We start from the raw sequence: 19,246 nt of genomic DNA, 5'->3' as shown, positions 1-19,246 counted from the left end.
TTCCCTCTTTTAAATACCGTGGAAAAGACCTAATAAGTAAAAAATTTATACTCAAAAATAACACATTAATTTTTTATTAGCTTATAATAATTTATCGTTCCTGCATTAGTAGTCAATTTTAATAAATAAATTCCTGATGCATATCCTGAAATATCAAGTAAAGTATTTCCTTCTTGAACTTTTTTGTTCAATATCTGGTTGCTTAATATGTTATATACTTCCATTGTCACCTCTTCTTGAGTTTCGATTTGGAAAACACCTAACGAGGGGTTTGGATAAACCTTTACAGCTAAAGAATTAGATGCAAAATCCCCTGAAGCTAAAGAAGAACAAGAACTCCCCGTAACAACGGTAGAACCCGATAGCCAGTTTGAATTGAGTCCGTTCAACGCAAAATTATTTAATATTCCTGTACTTGCTGTCGCAGATGCATCTGACAATGTAGTAATACTAATATTGTCACCATCAGCAAGTCCTTGATTGAATTGATAATAAGCTACTAAACCCGTTTGTGATGTTGGATTATCTAATTCACAGTTCCTATTATCTTGTAATTGAACTTGCGATCGAGCAACATTCCAAACTCGTACTTCTTCTATAGAACCATTTAAAAACCTTCCTACAGTGCTCCAGGAACCGATCATCAAATTTTGATTTGGCGAAGAAAATCCGATGTTGGGTACTGCTTGTGAAGCGACCTCTTGACCATCTACAAATATTTTCATGTAATTTCCATCATAGACAGCTGCCAAATGATACCAAACATTTGTAGTTACAGTGTTTTCTGGCGTGTCTAATTCATTCCATGAGGAATTCCCTAAATTAAAATTTACAATTCCCGATGCTCCTGCACGCAACATATAACCATAGTCTGGAGAATTTTGTTCTTTATTAATAATGTTTCCATCACTTACACCAAATGCAAAAGAATTAAATTTAACTCTCGCTTCTAATGTTATAGCGTTACCTGAAATTTGTAAAGGAGTTAAATTACCACAATTCACATAATCATTCATGCCATCAAAATCTAAATGTGTAGCAGGCAAAACAGTATGAACATTGATTTGCTTTCGATTGCTCTCACAACCACTAGCATCGGCTTGAGAAACCCAGTATGAAGTAATTCCTACTGTTGAAGTGTTTGGTGTTGGAGCTGTAGCAGAATAATTATCCCCAACTGCAGAAGTATACCATTTAAGCACACTTCCTGTTCCTGTTAATAGAGCGGTCAAAGGAGCTGCTGTACTGTTTTGTAAAAAGTAAACATCTGAAATAGCCTGTGGAAGTGAAGGTATTGCAGCGCTATTAGATGTTACGCTTAATTGTATCGAAACGGTATTCCAGTTATCCTGATTGGATTTTTCGATGCGAATCGATTGTACGGGTATAAAAGCTGAAAGATTAACCGTTGTTGATCCTGAACCCGTACCTGCCAAAGTTCCATTGACATAATAATTATAACTACCGTTAGACCAAGAACCATTATAGCCCGAACTGCCTAAAACAACACTAACATCTGTTTGACACGTTGTAATTGCAGTAAATTCAAGATTTAAACCGCTGATTTGGTATTGTACGGCAGTAGCTGCAGCACTAACGTTGTATTCTAATACGGTTTGGGCTTTAGATGATATCCCAACCAAAAGAAAAGTTATTGATAAAAAGTAATTTTTTAGCATGTTAAAATTTAATTTATTGATTTATGATTATTTAATTCAAGTTTAATAAGGTTGCTTTAGATTTACAGCAGTAAATAATTTTTCGTTAATAATTTTATAGTCAAAATCTTATAATGGTTTTAGTGTTTTTAGAAAGTTTTTTCGCATATCAAATTATAAAAGTTCAAGAAAAGACATATAAGAATAAAAATCATCGCTATAGTAAAAACAATTCTTCTTTTATTATCCATTTTAGTACGTTTTTAATTTATATGTAATATTTAGACTTAATCGAAATCTATTTTAACCGCGTTTTTCCAGTTTACTAATACGAGCTTCCAGTTCTAAGAGTAGGAGTTTTAAAGTTTTATTTTCCAATTCTTTTTGTTCTAATTTTTCATCTAAATCTTGCACGGCTTTTACTAATGGCACCACAAACATAGCATAGCGCAAGCCATAATAATCGCCATTGTTTTTAGGTGCATCTACTCCGTTAAATTCATAACCTAATTCTTTTGCCGCTTGTTCTACCTCTTGTGCCATAAAACCAGATTCTAATGTCTTTTGATAAGTAGGCTGATAGTCATTTGCGCCATTAGATGTGCTTGAATGCTCGATAGATGCATTTTGCTTATTAGCACCTGTAAAAGAATTCATAGCATTATGATTTACGAAATAAGTAACAGGCCTTAGTTTTTTAATAAAATCTATTCCTGGTACTTTTTGAACATTTTCATTTTTAAAACGTGCATCAGAAACAGTTGTCCAGCCTACTTGACCACCAATACTTGTTACAGCGTTATTTCCTATTCGTGCTTGATCGCTTGCAGTGATGATCGTATTATAACCTACCGCCGTAGAATTTGAAAAATTTACATTAGTACCAAAGGCAAAAGTTCCAACAGCAGTATTAAATGAACCAGAGGAAAGATTGTTTAAACTATTATATCCTAATGCCGCATTTTGTATTCCTGTTGTAAGTGAAAATAAAGCATGAGCTCCATTTGCAGTATTTTGATTCCCTGATGTAAGAAGTCTAAGTGACTCTTCTCCAGTAGCAGTATTTTGAGTTCCAGTAGTAACATTTGGCAAAGTGTAATATCCTAATGCACTATTAAAAGTACCTGTTGTGCTTAATGAACCCTGTCCATATGAGGCGTTAGTAGCACCTAAAAAACCAGCACGTATATTATTACGTTTAAAAACAACATCAGCATCATTTGTAGAACCTATGAAATTAGTAGCGGTTATGGTGTTTCCTGTGAGTGACCAATTGTTTCCTGCTGTTGCTGCTTGCCAACTTGCAACTCCATTAGCATCTGAAGTTAGTACTTTTCCTAGTGCTTGATTTCCGTCTACCATTCTAATAGTTCCTACCACGTGTAAAGGATTTGTAGGAGCGGTAGTACCAATTCCTACATTTACAGAAGCAGTTGCACCATTTATAGTGTTGATACTTCCTAAAACCAGACTGTTTGAGGTAGTGGCCGAAGCATTGCTACCTATTACAGTTGCATTTGTTAACGTATTTCCAATACTTGTATTATTCCCAATAGCAGAATTGTTCGTACCGCCATTATGATTTCTTAAAGCCTCAAATCCAATTGCTAAATTATTATTTCCAGTAGTATTAGTAAATAACGTTCTTCTTCCAATTCCTATATTATTATTGGCCACAGTATTAGCATACAAAGCATCATTACCATAAGCAGAATTGCCACTTCCAGTAATATTGTTAAGTAACGAACCTGATCCTATAGAAAGATTGTCACTACCAGTTGTATTGACTTGTAATGCATCATTTCCAATTCCTACGTTATAGTTTCCGGTAGTGTTGGTATATAAAGACCTAAACCCAATAGCTGTGTTTATAAGTCCCGTACTATTATTACGTAATGCTGAAATGCCTATTGCGGTATTATTAGTTCCTGTGGTTAAAGGGTTTAAGGCTTCCAATCCAAAAGAAGTGTTATCTAAGCCCAAAAGTCCAGCACGTATATTATTACGCTTAAAAACAACATCAAAATTATTTGTCGAGCCCATAAAATTGGTAGCAATTATGGTGTTTCCTGTTAACTGCCAATTTGCAGTACTAGCACCTTCAATTGCAATCCATGTTGTAGTGGGGTTATTCCAATAATAAAAACCGGGAGTATTAACGCCAACGGTTGCTGTTAGAAAAATCAACATACCTTGTTGATTAAATGTAGGGTTTGTAACTGGAAACGCACTTATTCTTGGCACCAATAAACCATCGGTGCTTGAGGGTGTTGTTGTGCTGCTTGGCGCAATTTCTAACATTGCTTTTGGAGTAGTAGTGTTTATTCCTATTTGAGAAAAAGTAAGGACGTTTGAAAAAACAAAAATAAGAAATAGAATTTTTTTCATAGATTATAGTAAAATTAGCACAGTATATTTTTTTTACAAAACAAATAAAATTAAAATTAAAAACATCAATTAGGGGGTGGACAACGGGGTGGACAAATTATAAACACCTGTAAAACATAATGTTAATATGTAATTAGCACTGGTAAAATAAGGATATTCACTGTAAAACAGCTAAAAAAGTAGTTGTCAAAAGATTGAAGTACTAAAAAAATCATCTTATAGCTTAAAGAATTAAGTAGATGTCAGCTGAAAAATAATTATAAATAATATAGTTTATAAACGCTATTTTTAAAAACTGAGAAAACTTTTATTATATTTGAATGCAATAAAAATTTAGGCAATTTGCCTTTTTATACAATAATAATATATGGTATTAAGTAGATTCTGGTTGGTAATATTTATATCGTCTATCTTTTTTATTGTTTTTGGCTTATTTTCATCGAAATACTATTCGATTGATTATGTTTTAAACGGAAAACAAGGTGAAGCGCTTTTAATTGGCGAAAAATATTTAAAAGAAATTCCTCAATTTGTTCAAGATAGTTTGCAAAAGGCGGAAAACAAAACGTTTGTTTTAAATACAAATATAGCCGATGCAGACACCACCTACATTTACAACAAACAAACGGTAAAAATTTACAGTGGCAAACAACAAGCGGATGGATTGTTACCCATGACCAAAAGTAGTTTGTTTGATTTGATTTTACCGTTGATCGCTTATCTATCTTTTTTCTGCGGCATCATGGAATTATTGATTATTTCTGGAGCGTCAGAGAAATTAGCACGTAAACTAAGTCCAATGTTTGCTAAAGTGTTTCCCTCAATTCCTAAAAATCACGAATCAATTTCTTACATGACATTGAATTTTGCGGCTAACTTTTTAGGCTTAGATTCTGCTGCAACGCCGTTTGGTTTAAAAGCCATGCAAAGTTTACAAGAATTAAACGATGACAAAGATAGAGCTAGTGATGCGCAAATTATGTTTATGTGTTTGCATGCGGCGGGTTTAACATTAATTCCCACTTCAATTATTGGTTATCGTGCTGCTGAAAACGCGGCTAATCCTGCAGATGTAATGTTGCCATGCATAATCACTTCATTTATAGGAACCATTGCTGCTTTCGTTTTGGTGGGCATCAAACAAAAAATTAATTTCAAAAGCGCTTCTTTATTAGCTGTCTTAATGGGTGTCATTGGAGGAATCGTAGGATTGTTGTTTTACGTAAACAGTCTAGATTTAATCGGAAAAAACTACTTTACATCTAATCTTTCGGGCTTATTATTAATCTTAATTATAGGAGGAACTTTGATTTTTTCATTCGTTGAAGAAAAGAAATTTGTAGCTCAGAAAACAACGGTTTTTGACACCTTTGTAGTAGGTGCCAACAACGGATTAAAAACCGGAGTAACTATTTTTCCCTACGTAATGGGAATGTTAGTTGCGATTTCATTATTTAGAAACAGCGGTTTATTTGAAATTATTAGCAATTGGATTGCCTTTGCCTTCTCGCACATGGGTGTTGCCAAAGAAATAACCGATTCGCTTCCTGTGGCAATGTTACGCCCTTTTAGTTCCGGTGGTTCTCGTGGTTTTATGATTGATTCGATGAAACAATTTGGACCTGATTCCTTAACCGGAAGATTGAGTTGTATTTTTCAATGCAGTGCCGAAACTACTTTCTATGTAATCGCAGTCTATTTTGGAAGTATCAACGTTAAAAACACACGCTATACCCTAGGAATGATGCTTTTAGTAGATTTAATCTGTGTAATTACGGCGATTTTTGTGGCGAGTTGGTTTTTTTAAAATATACTAAATAACCAAAATCATTTTTTCATTCCCATCAAAAATCCGTAACTTTACGTTTCAAAATATACACAAATGGACTTTTTATATCAAGACCCGTATCCCATTTTAAAAGACGATACAAACTACAAAAAATTAACTTCTGATTACGTAAAAGTAGAACAACTAGGTGAAAGAGAAATTTTAACGGTTGACCCAAAAGCACTCGAATTATTAGCGCAAGAAGCGATGAACGATGTTTCTTTTATGTTGCGTTCGGCTCATTTACAAAAATTAAGAAACATTATTGAAGATCCAGAAGCGACTGATAATGATCGTTTTGTAGCTTATAATTTGTTGCAAAATGCAGCTGTAGCAGTGCAAGGCGAATTACCTTCTTGCCAAGACACAGGAACTGCAATTGTAGTGGCAAAAAAAGGTGAAAACGTTTACACCGGAGTAGATGATGGTGAATGGTTGTCTAAAGGAATTTTCAATACCTACCAAAATAAAAACCTTCGGTATTCGCAAATTGTTCCGATTTCGATGTTTGAAGAAAAAAATTCAGGTTCAAATCTTCCGGCACAAATTGATATTTATGCTAAAAAAGGAGCTTCTTATGAATTCCTATTCTTAACAAAAGGTGGTGGTTCAGCCAATAAAACATTCCTATATCAAAAAACAAAATCGCTATTAAACGAAAAGGCATTAGACCAATTTGTTCGCGAGCGCATTATGGATTTAGGAACAGCTGCTTGTCCGCCTTATCATTTGGCTTTAGTAATTGGTGGTACTTCGGCAGAAGCCAATTTAGCAGCTGTTAAGAAAGCATCTGCGGGATATTTTGACCATCTTCCGACTACAGGAAATATGGCGGGTCAAGCTTTCCGAGATTTAGAATGGGAAGCAAGAGTTCAAAAAATATGTCAAGAAAGTCAAATTGGCGCTCAGTTTGGTGGAAAATATTTAACACATGATGTTCGTGTAATTCGTCTACCGCGTCATGCTGCATCTTGTCCAGTTGGAATGGGCGTTTCTTGTTCGGCAGATAGAAATATCAAAGGAAAAATTACAAAAGATGGCGTTTTCTTAGAACAATTAGAAACCAATCCAGGTCAATTTTTACCAACAACAGCGCCTCATTTAGAGCCTGCGGTAGAAGTTGATTTGAACAAACCAATGCCAGAAATTTTAGCAGAATTATCAAAATATCCAATCAAAACACGGTTGAAATTAAACGGAACGTTGATTGTGGCTCGTGATATTGCGCATGCAAAAATCAAAGAATTATTAGACGCTGGAAAACCAATGCCAGAGTATTTCAAAAATCATCCAGTATATTACGCTGGTCCTGCAAAAACACCAGACGGAATGCCTTCAGGAAGTTTTGGGCCAACCACAGCAGGAAGAATGGACGTTTATGTAGACGAATTCCAAGCCGCAGGAGGAAGCATGATTATGTTAGCCAAAGGAAACAGAACCCAAGAAGTAACAAACGCTTGTAACACACACGGCGGATTCTATTTAGGTTCGATTGGTGGTCCTGCTGCGATTTTAGCGAAAGAAAATATCTTATCAGTAGAAGTAGTGGATTTTGAAGAATTAGGCATGGAAGCCGTTCGTAAAATTACCGTAAAAGATTTCCCAGCATTTATTATTACAGATGATAAAGGGAATGATTTCTTTATGAATCTTTAATCATTGGAAATTAGAATTTAAAAGGGCATTAACTATGGAGTAACTATTATAAAACTATGGAGATAAAAAAAAGGAAAATGATTATATTGTCATTTGCATTGCTATTATTTGTTGGCATCTTTGCAAGGAATTTTATTAATTCTAGAAAAGAATATAACCAAACCCTAAGTTTTATAGTTTCAAAAATAGAAGTTTCTGATAGTGGCTCTGTAAAATTATATGATAATAAAAAAAGGATTCTTATATACAACTACCGCCTTTCAGAATATACCAATTTAAAAGTTGGCGATTCTATTTACAAAGGGAACCTGCAACAATATTTGTTAATATACAGAAAAGAAGTCGATGGAAAATATAAATTAATCGCCAAAGAAAAACCAACTGGTGTTTTTGGTGGATTTTGGACATACAAATAAAAAAACCTGCAAGAGCAATTACTTGCAGGTTTTTTTTTACTTAACTAATTCATCTGAATACTAATTTTACTCTACAAACAAAACCAATCCTTTTAAATAATGACCTTCTGGATGGTAAATGTTGGTTGGATGATCTGGACCTTGTTCTAATTTGTGTAATACTCTGATGTTTCTTCCGGATTCTATTGCTGCGGCTGCAACAGTGTTGTAAAATAAAACATCGTCGATAACCTGCGAGCACGAGAATGTGAATAAAATCCCATTTGGTGCTAAGGCTTTTAAACCTGCTATATTTAAACGTTTGTAAGCTTGTGTGGCGGTATGTTTGCTTTTGATACTTTTCGCGAAAGCGGGCGGATCTAAAACAATGACATCATATTGCTGGGTGTGTTCTTTCATAAAGTTGAACACATCGTCAGCTACGGCTTTGTGATTGGCGTTTGGAAAATTTAATTCCATATTACTGGCTGCTAAATCCACTGCTTTTTGAGAAATATCTACCGAAGTTACTAAGTCAGCACCAGCGTTCATAGCATAAATTGAAAATCCACCGGTATAACAAAATGTATTGAGCACTTTTTTACCTTTTGAAAATTCACCTAATAATTTTCGGTTTTCGCGTTGGTCTAAGAAAAATCCTGTTTTTTGTCCTTCCACCCAATTTACGGAAAACAAAATATTGTTCTCCTTGGCAACGGTTTCGGCTTTATTTCCGAATAAAAAATAATCGGTCCCCGTATTTGGTAATGTTCCTGCACTTTTACAATAAATCGTTTCACAAAAAGCTGGAAAATTAGCTTGAATAGCTTCGGAAATTTTATCTAATTGCTGAAAAATCCCTGTAGAATGCGCTTGAATTACCCAGTTTTTATCGTAATAATCGATGATTAATCCAGAAATACCGTCGCCTTCGCCATGAATTACGCGAAAAGCATTGGTAACTTCAAAATTTAACAATTGCATGCGTAAAAACCAAGCCGCTTGTAGTTTGGCTGCCCAAAAATTGTTAGAAAAAGTTTCATCACCAAACGTCAAAATACGAACCACGATACTTCCTTTATCACTGAAATATCCGGTTCCTAAATGTTTGTTTTGTGAGTCTAGCACATCAACCATTTCCCCATCATTGATTTCGCGACTTACACCATAAACTGCGCCACTGAATATCCAAGGATGACGACGTTGAATTGATTTTTCTTTACCTGCTTTTAAAATTACTTTTGGAAACATATATTTTATTTAAAAAAACCTGACAGCTTTTTAAAACTATCAGGTCTATCAATTATAAACTTTTTTATTAATCTATTTTCATTTCAGGAATAGTTCCTTCTATGATTAAATCGGCTTCTGTTGCTTTGATAATATCTTCTACAGAAACACCAGGTGCTCTTTCTACTAATTTGAAACCTTTCGGTGTAATTTCTAAAACGGCTAATTCAGTAACTACTTTTTTCACGCATCCCACACCTGTTAAAGGCAAGCTACATTTTTTAAGGATTTTTGATTCTCCTGCTTTGTTAACGTGCATCATTGCAACAATAATATTTTCTGCAGAAGCTACTAAATCCATTGCGCCTCCCATTCCTTTTACCATTTTTCCTGGAATTTTCCAATTAGCAATATCGCCATTTTCAGAAACTTCCATTGCTCCTAAAATAGTTAAATCTACTTTTTGAGCCCTAATCATTCCAAAACTAAAAGCCGAATCAAAGAAACTTGCTCCTGCTAAAGTAGTAATAGTTTGTTTTCCAGCGTTAATGATATCGGCGTCTTCTTCTCCTTCAAAAGGAAATGGACCCATTCCTAAAACGCCATTTTCCGATTGAAATTCAACAGAAATATCGGTTCTAACATAGTTTGCAACTAAAGTTGGGATTCCGATTCCTAAATTTACGTAGTAACCGTTTTTAACTTCTTGTGCTATTCTTTTTGCGATTTGATTTTTATCTAATGCCATGATTAACTTCTTTGTCTTACGGTTCTTTGTTCGATTCTTTTCTCAAATTTTGCTCCTTGGAAAATACGGTTAACCATAATTCCTGGAATGTGAATTTCATTTGGATTCAAAGTTCCTGCTGGCACTAATTCTTCAACCTCTGCAATAGTTATTTTTGCAGCTCCCGCCATTGGTGCATTAAAATTCCTGGCAGTTCCTTTGAAAATTAAATTGCCCGCTTCATCACCTTTCCAAGCTTTAACAATAGAGAAATCAGCTTTATAAGCTAATTCCATTACATGCATTTTTCCATCAAATGCGCGCGTTTCTTTTCCTTCAGCTACTTCTGTACCAAAACCAGCCGGTGTAAAAAAAGCGGGAATTCCGGCTTGTGCAGCTCTACATTTTTCAGCTAAAGTTCCTTGTGGTGTTAGTTCTACATCTAATTCTCCTGAAAGCATTTGACGTTCGAATTCTGCATTTTCTCCTACATAAGAAGAAATCATTTTTGTAATTTGACGTTTTTGTAATAACAATCCCAATCCGAAATCATCGACACCTGCATTGTTTGAAATACAAGTTAGATTGGTTACATTTTTTTTTACCAATTCGGCAATACTATTTTCTGGAATTCCACAAAGTCCAAAACCGCCTAACATAATTGTCATGCCGTCTTCAATTCCTTGCAATGCTTCTTCAACAGAATTTACTTTTCTTGAAATCATATATTTTTAGTTTGTTGTTATAATCCAAATTCATCCAAATCGGGTTCGTCTGAGGGAACTGCGGTAGAATCAATTACTTTTTTAGGTGTCCAGCAATCTACCTTTATGGCTAAGTTTTCTGGTTTCTCAAAGGATTCTTTAGATACATCTAAATCGCTATCTGCATAACATTTTTTCATAAATATCCCCCAAATAGGCAATGCCATTGTTGCACCTTGTCCTAAAGCTGTTCTTCTAAAGTGTGCTGCTCTGTCTTCATTTCCTACCCAAATTCCTGTTGCTAAATTCGGTACCATTCCTATAAACCATCCGTCTGAATTATTCTGAGAGGTTCCTGTTTTTCCTGCAATTGGGTTTGCAAAACTATAATCATATTGGATAAATCCGCCGCCGCCATATTTTAAGCGAGCACCAGTTCCTGAACTAGTGACGCCCTCCATTAATTTAATAACTGCATAAGCAACATCTTTATTTACAACATCTTTTTGATAAGGAGCGGGCTGATCAATGACCACACCATTTTTATCTTCAATTTTTATGATAAATGTCGGTTTAACATATATACCTTGATTTGCAAATGTACTCATCGCTCCTACCATTTCTTCCACCGTAATATCAACCGCACCTAGAGCAATTGATGGCTGTACTGGAATTTTTGATGTTACACCAAGTTCCTTTACCATATCTACAACAGCTTGTGGCCCTACTCGATCAATTAATTTTGCAGAAATCGTATTTACCGAATTAGCTAATGCTTGATTCAATCGTATTGTTCCTCTGTATTTGCCATCGGAATTTTTTGGAGACCAATCTTTATCAATTCCCCATTTGCCTTTTGGCATTGTAAAATAACTATCAATAATTGAATCACAAGGCGACATTCCTAATTGTTCAATTGCAGTAGCATAAACAAAAGGTTTGAAGGTAGAACCTACTTGTCTTGCTCCTTGTCCAACGTGGTCGTACTGAAAATATTTATAGTTTACACCACCAACCCATGCTTTGATGTGACCATTTCTCGGTTCCATAGCCATCATACCCGTTTGTAGCATGTGTTTATAATATATAATAGAATCCGTAGGCTTCATAAGCGTGTCCTTTTCACCTTCGTAAGTGAAAATTTTCATTTTTGCTGGCACATCAAAAGATTTGATAATTTCTTCTTTTGTTTTTCCGTTCAAGTCCATTTTTCTCCATCGTTCGGAGTTTTTCATGGCTTGTGCCATAATTTGTTGTGTTTGCTCTGGCGTAATGTCTACAAAAGGTGCGTTTGCTTTTCCTTTCGCTGCAATAAAAAATTCTTTTTGCAGGTTTTTTAGGTGCTCAGTTACTGCTTCTTCAGCATATTGTTGCATTTTAGAATCAATGGTAGTATAAATTTTTAACCCATCTCTGTACAAATCGTACTCCGTTCCATCTGGTTTTAAATGATCTTTTACCCATTGTTTCATATGATCTCGAAGATATTCTCTAAAGTAAGTGGCACTTCCTTCTGAATGTCCTTCCGGTCTAAAATCTAATTTAATAGGTAACTTTCTTAATTGTTCTCTTTGTGCTTCGGTAATTACATCGTTTTTAGCCATTTGTAATAAAACCGTATTTCTTCGGTCTAAGACTAATTGCTCTCTCTTTTTTCTATTTGGATTATACAACGATGGGTTTTTCAACATTCCTACAAACAAAGCACTTTCTTCTAGGGTTAAATCTTTAGGTTCTTTGTTCATATAAATTTTTGCTGCCGAACGAATTCCAACCGCACCATTTACGAAATCAACTTGATTTAAATACAAAGCAATAATTTCTTGTTTGGTATATTGTCTTTCCAAACGAATTGCAATAATCCATTCTTTTACTTTTTGAATAACTCTAAAAAGTATAAATTTAGAACCGTCACTTCCGTGGAATAAGTTTTTCGCTAATTGTTGTGTTAAAGTACTCGCTCCTCCATCTTTACCTAATCGTACAACAGCTCTCAAAGTTCCTTTTGCATCAATACCTGAATGATCATAAAAACGTTCGTCTTCAGTAGCAACAAGTGCTTTTACTAAGTGTTCTGGGAGTTCTTCGTATTTAACAGGTGTTCTGTTTTCTTTATAAAATTTTCCTATTACTAATCCATCTGAAGAAATGATTTCAGTAGCCACATTAGAATCTGGATTTTCTAATTCGTCAAAAGACGGCATTTTACCGAAAAATCCCCAAGAGGCAAATAGAAACAATAAAATTATTCCTAAAAAACCATACAAAAAAATCTGCCAAAACAATCTTCTATATTTTGATACATCCGTTGGAACTGTCTTCTTAGTCGCCATATTATTTTGTTTTTTCTATTCGTAATCCTAGTTCAGTAATTCCTTTTAAATCGGTTACACCTTCAATGTCTCCAGTTTCCCTAACTGCTTGAACTACCTCAACATTATATTTTCCAACTCTACTGAATTTGAAATTTTCCAAATACCATAATTTACTTTCTTTTACATCCGAAAATCCTTCGCCAAGCAAAGATCCATCTGTATTTGCCATTAAATATTCTAGCGTATCTACTTTAGTTGTTGCCTTTGCTCCTGGTTCTTTTAAAGAAACAATTACGTACATATTGCTAAAAGGATACTCATTATTATTTCTAACATTCAAAAATAAATGATAGGGATTAATGGTGTCATTTTGCTCAAATGTAAAACGCAAAGTATCTGTTTTTTTCCAAGTTCCGTCGAGTTTTTTATATTCGTCGAACACTCTTGTTTTATCACAAGAAAAGAAAAATACAGCAAGCAGTGCTAACCCAAGAATATTAGTCTTTTTTAGGTGCATTTTTTATAGTTGTAGGTTTTTTCTTTTTATTTCTATTGTTTGGTTTCTTTTTAGGCTGATCAAAACGCGTTAAACTATCTTGCCCTACTACGTTTTCGAATTTTTTCTCAATTTCTTGAGTCGTTTCAACCACATAATCTTCCAAATTAGCAACACGTTCTTTTTTCTTATTTACTGCCAAAATTTCTTTTACTTTTTCAACAGGTAGCACTAACCAATTTGCAGGAGCGTTAGCGTAAGAAAACCACATAATTTCTTTGAAAATGTCAATTTTCTGGCAATAAGCATCACCTTTTTCGGTGTATAACTTGGTTTCCATATCTGGCATACCTTTCAATGCGTCTAAATAAGTATCTAATTCATAATTTAAACAACATTTCAATTTACCACATTGACCCGCTAATTTTTGCGGATTCAAAGACAATTGTTGATAACGAGCAGCTGAAGTATTCACACTTCTAAAATCGGTTAACCAAGTAGAACAACATAATTCTCTTCCGCAAGAACCAATTCCTCCTAAACGAGCTGCTTCCTGACGGAAACCAACTTGTTTCATCTCAATTCTAATCTTAAATTCTTGTGCAAATTCTTTAATTAATTGACGAAAATCCACACGGTCATTTGCGGTGTAATAAAACGTAGATTTAGAACCATCACCTTGAAATTCAACATCTGAAATTTTCATTTCCAGCTTCAATTTGATCGCTATTTCTCTAGCGCGCATTCTAATTGGCTCTTCTTTGTTACGAGCGTCGGTCCAAATATCAATGTCTTTTTGAGAAGCTTTTCTGTATATTTTTGGTAATTCTTTTGTTGGGTTTTCATTTTTCTTTTTCATTTGAATTTTAACTAATTCGCCTGTCAAAGTGATGATTCCAATATCGTGTCCTGGTGAAGCTTCCGTAGCAACGATGTCTCCAATGGATAACGTTAATTTTTCGGTATTTCTAAAAAATTCTTTTCTTCCGTTTTTAAATCTGATTTCTACACAATCAAATGGTGCTTGACCACCAGGTAAAGTCATATTTGAAAGCCAATCGAATACAGAAAGTTTGTTGCAGCTATCGGTGCCGCAAGTCCCATTATTATTACACCCTTTTGGTGCGCCGCCATCAGCGGTTGAACAACTTGTACATGCCATAATTTAAGATATATATAGTGAGTGTCCTTTTCGGACGACGTTTCAAAACGCTTTTGAGCGTAAAGATATTGATTTTTTATGGAAAATTTTCAATTGAATTTTCCGAAAGTTCCTAAAAACTAAAAAACCCATTCCATAATAAAACGGAATAGGTTACTTTATAGTATTGTGAAACAATAATTTATGTTTCTTTTATAGTTATAATATGTACCGGACAAGCTTTCTCGGCTAATTCACAATGTTCAACAAGGGTATGATCTGCCGATTTCAACGTATGAAATCCTTTAGCATTAACTGATTTTAGTAAAACCGATTTGCCATCTTTTTTTGACATTTGAAATAAAGCCGGAGCCATCTCAACGCAATAATTGCAGCCAATACATTTGTCTCTTTGAAGCGTAATAATGACCATTAATTCTCCACTATTTTATACATTTTGTCCGAAAGTCGAATTCTAAACGGAACTTTTAAAGTACAACTATCGCCTTTGGTCGCTTTTTCAGAAGCCAAATCATTCACAAAGAAATCTTCTAAAATTAATTCTTGTGCTCCGGTAGATGGACCAGTTATTAAAATTTTATCGCCTTTTTTAATGTCGTAAGCTTCAATCTTAAATTCAGCAATGCTAGCTTTTGGAAAATAATGCATTCCTTTTCCAACATATACTTTCTTTTGCGTTGCGTTTGATCCTGGATTGTCTGACCATTCGCCTAATTTTTGTCCTAAATAATAACCACTCCAAAAGCCACGATTGTAAACGGTTGCCAAAGCTTCCATCCAAACGCTAATTTTTTCTTTGGTAAAAGTGCCTTCATAATAGGAATCAATTGCCTCGCGATAAGTTTTGATTACCGTTGCCACATAATCTGCAGCACGACCTCGACCTTCGATTTTTAATACTTTGATTCCCGAATCGATGACTTGATCTAGAAAATCTAACGTACACAAATCTTTTGGAGACATAATGTATTCGTTGTCAATTTCAATTTCAAAACCGGATTCTTGATCGATAACCGTATATTTTTTACGACAATTTTGTTTGCAAGCCCCACGATTTGCAGATGAATTATGCGAATGCAAACTCAAATAACATTTCCCAGAAACTGCCATACATAATGCACCGTGTCCAAAGATTTCAATTTCTACCAAATGACCACTTGGTCCTTTAATTTGTTCTTTTTCGATGTCTTCCGTAATTTTCTTTACTTGACGCAAACTCAATTCACGAGAAAGTACAATTGTATCGGCAAACAAAGCATAAAACTTAACTGTTTCAATGTTGGTTACGTTTAATTGGGTAGAAATATGCACTTCAATTCCCATAGTTTTGGCCGACATAATCACCGCTTGATCCGAAGCAATAACGGCTGTTATTCCAGCTTCTTTAGCTTTTGTCAATAATGTTTTCACCAATGATAGATCGTGATCGTAAATAATGGTATTTAAAGTCAGATACGTTCTAACGTTTTTTTCGTTGCATCGGCGCGCAATTTCTGGTAAATCGTCTAAAACGAAATTTACAGTTGCACGAGCTCGCATATTCAATTGTTCGACGCCAAAATAAATAGAATCACATCCATTATCTAAAGCCGCTTGCATCGATTCGAAATTTCCGGCCGGAGCCATCAATTCAATCTTACCTGATGTTGTCATTATTCAATAATTTTAAATAATTTATCAGACAAACGAACTCTAAAAGGCACTTCAAACGTAACTTTATCACCAATTGTAGCGGTCGGAATTTCACTTCCGTTTACTAACATTTTGTCTAAAACCAATTCTTGATTTCCAGTTGTTGGTCCAGAAATGATTATTTTATCACCCACTTTTAATTCGTGGTTTTCGATTACGAAAAGTCCAACTTGTGCTTTCAAATAATAATGTTCAACTTTTCCAAGAAGCACTTTCTTAACTTTTATCTTCTGGCGAATTTCTTTTGTTTCTTGAGCTTGAGCCAGAGATTTATCTGACAATTCGCCTGAATGCTTAAATTTTAGATTCTCCGATTTTCCTTTGCGGAAGACTTTATTTCCTACTTGCTTTCCGCGTCTTAATTTCACTTGTTCGGCTAAAGGCAAATGCGTAATTTCTAAACATTCGGAAGAACAGCAATTTTCCATCGCAGCCTGGCATTCATCACATTGAATAAACAACAAATGACAACCATCATTCAAACAATTGGTGTGATTATCGCAAGGTTTTCCACATTGGTGGCATTGCGAAACAATATCATCTGTAATCCTTTCGCCCAGACGATGGTCAAACACGAAATTTTTACCAATGAATTTACTTTCAATATTTTCTTCTTGAATTTGCTTGGCATAATTTATAATACCGCCTTCCAACTGAAATACATTTTTAAAACCTTGATGTTTGAAGTAAGCAGAAGCTTTTTCGCAACGAATTCCTCCGGTGCAATACATCACCAAGTTTTTATCTTCTTTAAAGTCTTTTAATTGCTCGTTGATAATGGGTAAAGATTCACGAAAAGTCTCCACATCTGGCGTAATGGCTCCTTTGAAATGGCCGATTTCACTTTCGTAATGATTTCTAAAATCTACTACAATTGTATTTGGATCTTCTAAAATTTGGTTGAATTCTTTTGCCTTCAAATGCACTCCGATATTGGTAACATCAAAGGTTTCATCATTTAAACCATCGGCTACAATTTTATCGCGCACTTTTACGGTTAATTTCAAAAACGAATGATCGTCGTGTTCAACAGCAACATTCAGGCGAATGTTTTTCATAAAATCATACACTTCTAGCGTTTCGCGAAAAGCTTCTAAATTTTCTGCTGGCACAGACATTTGTGCGTTGATTCCTTCTTTGGCTACATACGTTCTGCCTAAAGCATCGAGTTTGTTCCATTCGATAAATAAATCGTCGCGAAATTTTTTGGGATCTTGAATTTTGGCATACGCATAGAAAGATAATGTAAGTCGTTGTTGTCCGGCTTCATCAATTAATTGAGCTCTTTCTTCTGCGCTTAAGGTGTTATACAGTTGCATGCTATAAACGTTTAAGTGAGAAATATGTGTTTTGAATTCTAAATGGAAGAATTCGATGCAAAGGTAACAAAATCGTTTAAAAATCAAAGTTTTGGAGTAAAATGAAAACATATCAACAATTTTTGTTCCGTATAAAAAAAGACGTATTTTTACGGAAAATATATGAAATATGAGTTCAGATAAAGACGCCAAATTAAAAGCCTTACAATTAACATTAGAGAAGCTTGACAAGACTTACGGAAAAGGAACCGTAATGAAATTAGGAGACAAAGCGGTTGTAGAAGTAGAAGCTATTCCTTCTGGATCGTTAGGAATTGACTTGGCTTTAGGAGTAAATGGTTACCCTAGAGGAAGAGTTATTGAAATCTACGGACCAGAATCGTCAGGTAAAACTACGTTAACATTACACGCCATTGCAGAAGCTCAAAAATTAGGCGGTATCGCCGCTTTTATTGATGCTGAGCACGCATTTGACCGTTTTTATGCGGAGAAATTAGGAATTGACATTGACAATTTAATTATTTCTCAACCAGACAATGGAGAACAAGCTTTAGAAATTGCCGAAAGTTTAATTCGCTCGGGTGCAGTTGATATTGTTGTAATTGACTCGGTTGCAGCCTTGACACCAAAAAGTGAAATTGAAGGCGATATGGGTGATTCCAAAATGGGATTACACGCGCGTTTGATGTCACAAGCGTTGAGAAAATTAACTGGAGCGATTCACAAAACGAATTGTACAGTATTCTTCATCAACCAATTACGTGATAAAATTGGGGTTATGTTTGGCAGTCCAGAAACAACAACTGGAGGAAATGCCTTGAAATTCTACGCTTCGGTTCGTATCGATATTCGTAAGTCGACACAAATTAAAGATGGGGATACGGTTTTAGGAAACAGAACTAAGGTTAAAATTGTAAAAAACAAAGTAGCTCCACCTTTTAGAACAGCAGAATTTGATGTGATGTATGGTGAAGGAGTTTCAAAAGTAGGTGAAATCTTAGATTTAGCCGTAGAATTTGAAATTATTAAGAAAAGTGGTTCTTGGTTTAGTTATGGTGAAACAAAACTAGGTCAAGGTAGAGATGCTGTAAAAGCGTTGATTAAAGACAACCCAGAATTGATGGACGAATTGGAACAAAAAATCAAGCAAACCATTAAAGAAAATAACGCATAAAATTAAATCACGCCTTGAGCGTGATTTTTTTTGTATTTTAACGCAACCTAATATTCATATAAGCATCTATTAAATATTAATTATAATAAGAAATGAAAAAGTTAGTTTTATTATTGAGTGTGTTATTTGTTTTTAATTCTTGTAGTAGAGACGATCATAGTTACTCAATCGTTATTTTGCCAATAGAATCTGTTACAGAAATACCTACAGAATTTTCATTGGGTGAAACTTATCCAATAACAATTAAATATCTTAGACCAAGCACTTGTCACTCTCCTTATGGAATCTATTACGAAAAAGATCTAAATAAAAGAACTTTCGCTGCTAGAAACTTAAAAGAAACAGGCAGAGAATGCAGTGAATTAACGAATATTATGGTAGAGGAAACTTTTAATTTTTATGTTACCAACACGGGGAACTATATTTTTAAATTTTGGACAGGCAAAGACGCAGAAGGCAACAATACTTATTTAGAATACGATATTCCTGTAAATTAAATTAA

At 34.6% G+C, this 19,246-nt stretch carries 16 protein-coding genes; 5 read left to right on the top strand and 11 right to left on the bottom strand.

Translation table 11 applies throughout. The annotated features are described in order from the left end of the window. Positions 1–65: 65 nt before the first annotated feature. Both T1L09_RS12160 and T1L09_RS12155 read right to left on the bottom strand, forming a co-directional pair. Positions 66–1,643, bottom strand: coding sequence for a LamG-like jellyroll fold domain-containing protein (locus T1L09_RS12160; RefSeq protein ID WP_322551237.1), 1,578 nt, complete (start codon positions 1,641–1,643; stop codon positions 66–68). 318 nt (positions 1,644–1,961) lie between these two features. Continuing rightward, a complete protein-coding gene (locus T1L09_RS12155) occupies positions 1,962–4,046 on the bottom strand; it encodes a tail fiber domain-containing protein (RefSeq protein WP_322551236.1) in 2,085 nt (694 codons plus the stop codon). A 367-nt stretch (positions 4,047–4,413) separates the two neighbouring features. Here T1L09_RS12155 and T1L09_RS12150 point away from each other — a divergent pair, with 367 nt between their 5' ends. From T1L09_RS12150 to T1L09_RS12140, 3 genes are all read left to right on the top strand, one after another. After that, the gene (locus T1L09_RS12150) at positions 4,414–5,853 is read left to right on the top strand and encodes a nucleoside recognition domain-containing protein (RefSeq protein ID WP_322551235.1); all 1,440 of its coding nucleotides are present in this window, start codon (positions 4,414–4,416) and stop codon (positions 5,851–5,853) included. A gap of 75 nt (positions 5,854–5,928) precedes the next feature. After that, complete coding sequence (locus T1L09_RS12145) at positions 5,929–7,530, top strand: fumarate hydratase (RefSeq protein ID WP_322551234.1); 1,602 nt, start codon at positions 5,929–5,931, stop codon at positions 7,528–7,530. A 56-nt stretch (positions 7,531–7,586) separates the two neighbouring features. Continuing rightward, positions 7,587–7,946, top strand: a complete 360-nt coding sequence (locus tag T1L09_RS12140; RefSeq protein WP_322551233.1) for a hypothetical protein — start codon at positions 7,587–7,589, stop codon at positions 7,944–7,946. 66 nt (positions 7,947–8,012) lie between these two features. On the opposite strand, the gene T1L09_RS12135 is transcribed toward T1L09_RS12140, so the two are convergent. The 9 genes from T1L09_RS12135 to trhO form a co-directional block, all read right to left on the bottom strand. Continuing rightward, positions 8,013–9,176, bottom strand: coding sequence for a class I SAM-dependent rRNA methyltransferase (locus T1L09_RS12135; protein WP_322551232.1), 1,164 nt, complete (start codon positions 9,174–9,176; stop codon positions 8,013–8,015). 67 nt (positions 9,177–9,243) lie between these two features. Further along, entirely contained in the window at positions 9,244–9,903 is a 660-nt protein-coding gene (locus T1L09_RS12130; RefSeq protein WP_322551231.1) for a CoA transferase subunit B, read from the bottom strand. Positions 9,904–9,905: 2 nt separating this feature from the next. Then, a complete protein-coding gene (locus tag T1L09_RS12125) occupies positions 9,906–10,607 on the bottom strand; it encodes a CoA transferase subunit A (protein WP_322551230.1) in 702 nt (233 codons plus the stop codon). A gap of 17 nt (positions 10,608–10,624) precedes the next feature. Continuing rightward, the gene (locus T1L09_RS12120; protein WP_322551229.1) at positions 10,625–12,919 is read right to left on the bottom strand and encodes a transglycosylase domain-containing protein; all 2,295 of its coding nucleotides are present in this window, start codon (positions 12,917–12,919) and stop codon (positions 10,625–10,627) included. Position 12,920: 1 nt separating this feature from the next. Then, positions 12,921–13,418, bottom strand: coding sequence for a gliding motility lipoprotein GldH (locus T1L09_RS12115; protein WP_322551228.1), 498 nt, complete (start codon positions 13,416–13,418; stop codon positions 12,921–12,923). Then, a complete protein-coding gene (locus T1L09_RS12110) occupies positions 13,399–14,559 on the bottom strand; it encodes a PSP1 domain-containing protein (RefSeq protein WP_322551227.1) in 1,161 nt (386 codons plus the stop codon). Before T1L09_RS12110 ends, T1L09_RS12115 begins: the two co-directional genes overlap by 20 nt. Before the next feature lie 181 nt (positions 14,560–14,740). Next, on the bottom strand, positions 14,741–14,971 hold the full coding sequence (locus tag T1L09_RS12105) for a ferredoxin (RefSeq protein ID WP_322551226.1): 231 nt from the start codon (positions 14,969–14,971) through the stop codon (positions 14,741–14,743). After that, on the bottom strand, positions 14,971–16,212 hold the full coding sequence (locus tag T1L09_RS12100) for a peptidase U32 family protein (RefSeq protein ID WP_322551225.1): 1,242 nt from the start codon (positions 16,210–16,212) through the stop codon (positions 14,971–14,973). The genes T1L09_RS12105 and T1L09_RS12100 overlap by 1 nt, the downstream gene beginning before the upstream one ends. After that, positions 16,212–17,570: an oxygen-dependent tRNA uridine(34) hydroxylase TrhO gene (gene trhO, locus T1L09_RS12095; RefSeq protein ID WP_322551224.1), complete on the bottom strand. Its 1,359-nt coding sequence runs from the start codon at positions 17,568–17,570 to the stop codon at positions 16,212–16,214. Before trhO ends, T1L09_RS12100 begins: the two co-directional genes overlap by 1 nt. A gap of 169 nt (positions 17,571–17,739) precedes the next feature. Between trhO and recA the strand changes: the two genes are divergently transcribed. After that, positions 17,740–18,744, top strand: a complete 1,005-nt coding sequence (gene recA / locus T1L09_RS12090) for a recombinase RecA (protein WP_322551223.1) — start codon at positions 17,740–17,742, stop codon at positions 18,742–18,744. A 92-nt stretch (positions 18,745–18,836) separates the two neighbouring features. Beyond that, a complete protein-coding gene (locus T1L09_RS12085) occupies positions 18,837–19,241 on the top strand; it encodes a hypothetical protein (RefSeq protein WP_322551222.1) in 405 nt (134 codons plus the stop codon). Positions 19,242–19,246 lie beyond the last annotated feature (5 nt).

Source organism: Flavobacterium psychraquaticum (assembly GCF_034497725.1).
Lineage (GTDB): Bacteria > Bacteroidota > Bacteroidia > Flavobacteriales > Flavobacteriaceae > Flavobacterium > Flavobacterium psychraquaticum.
This window is presented reverse-complemented; position numbering and strand designations above follow the sequence as displayed.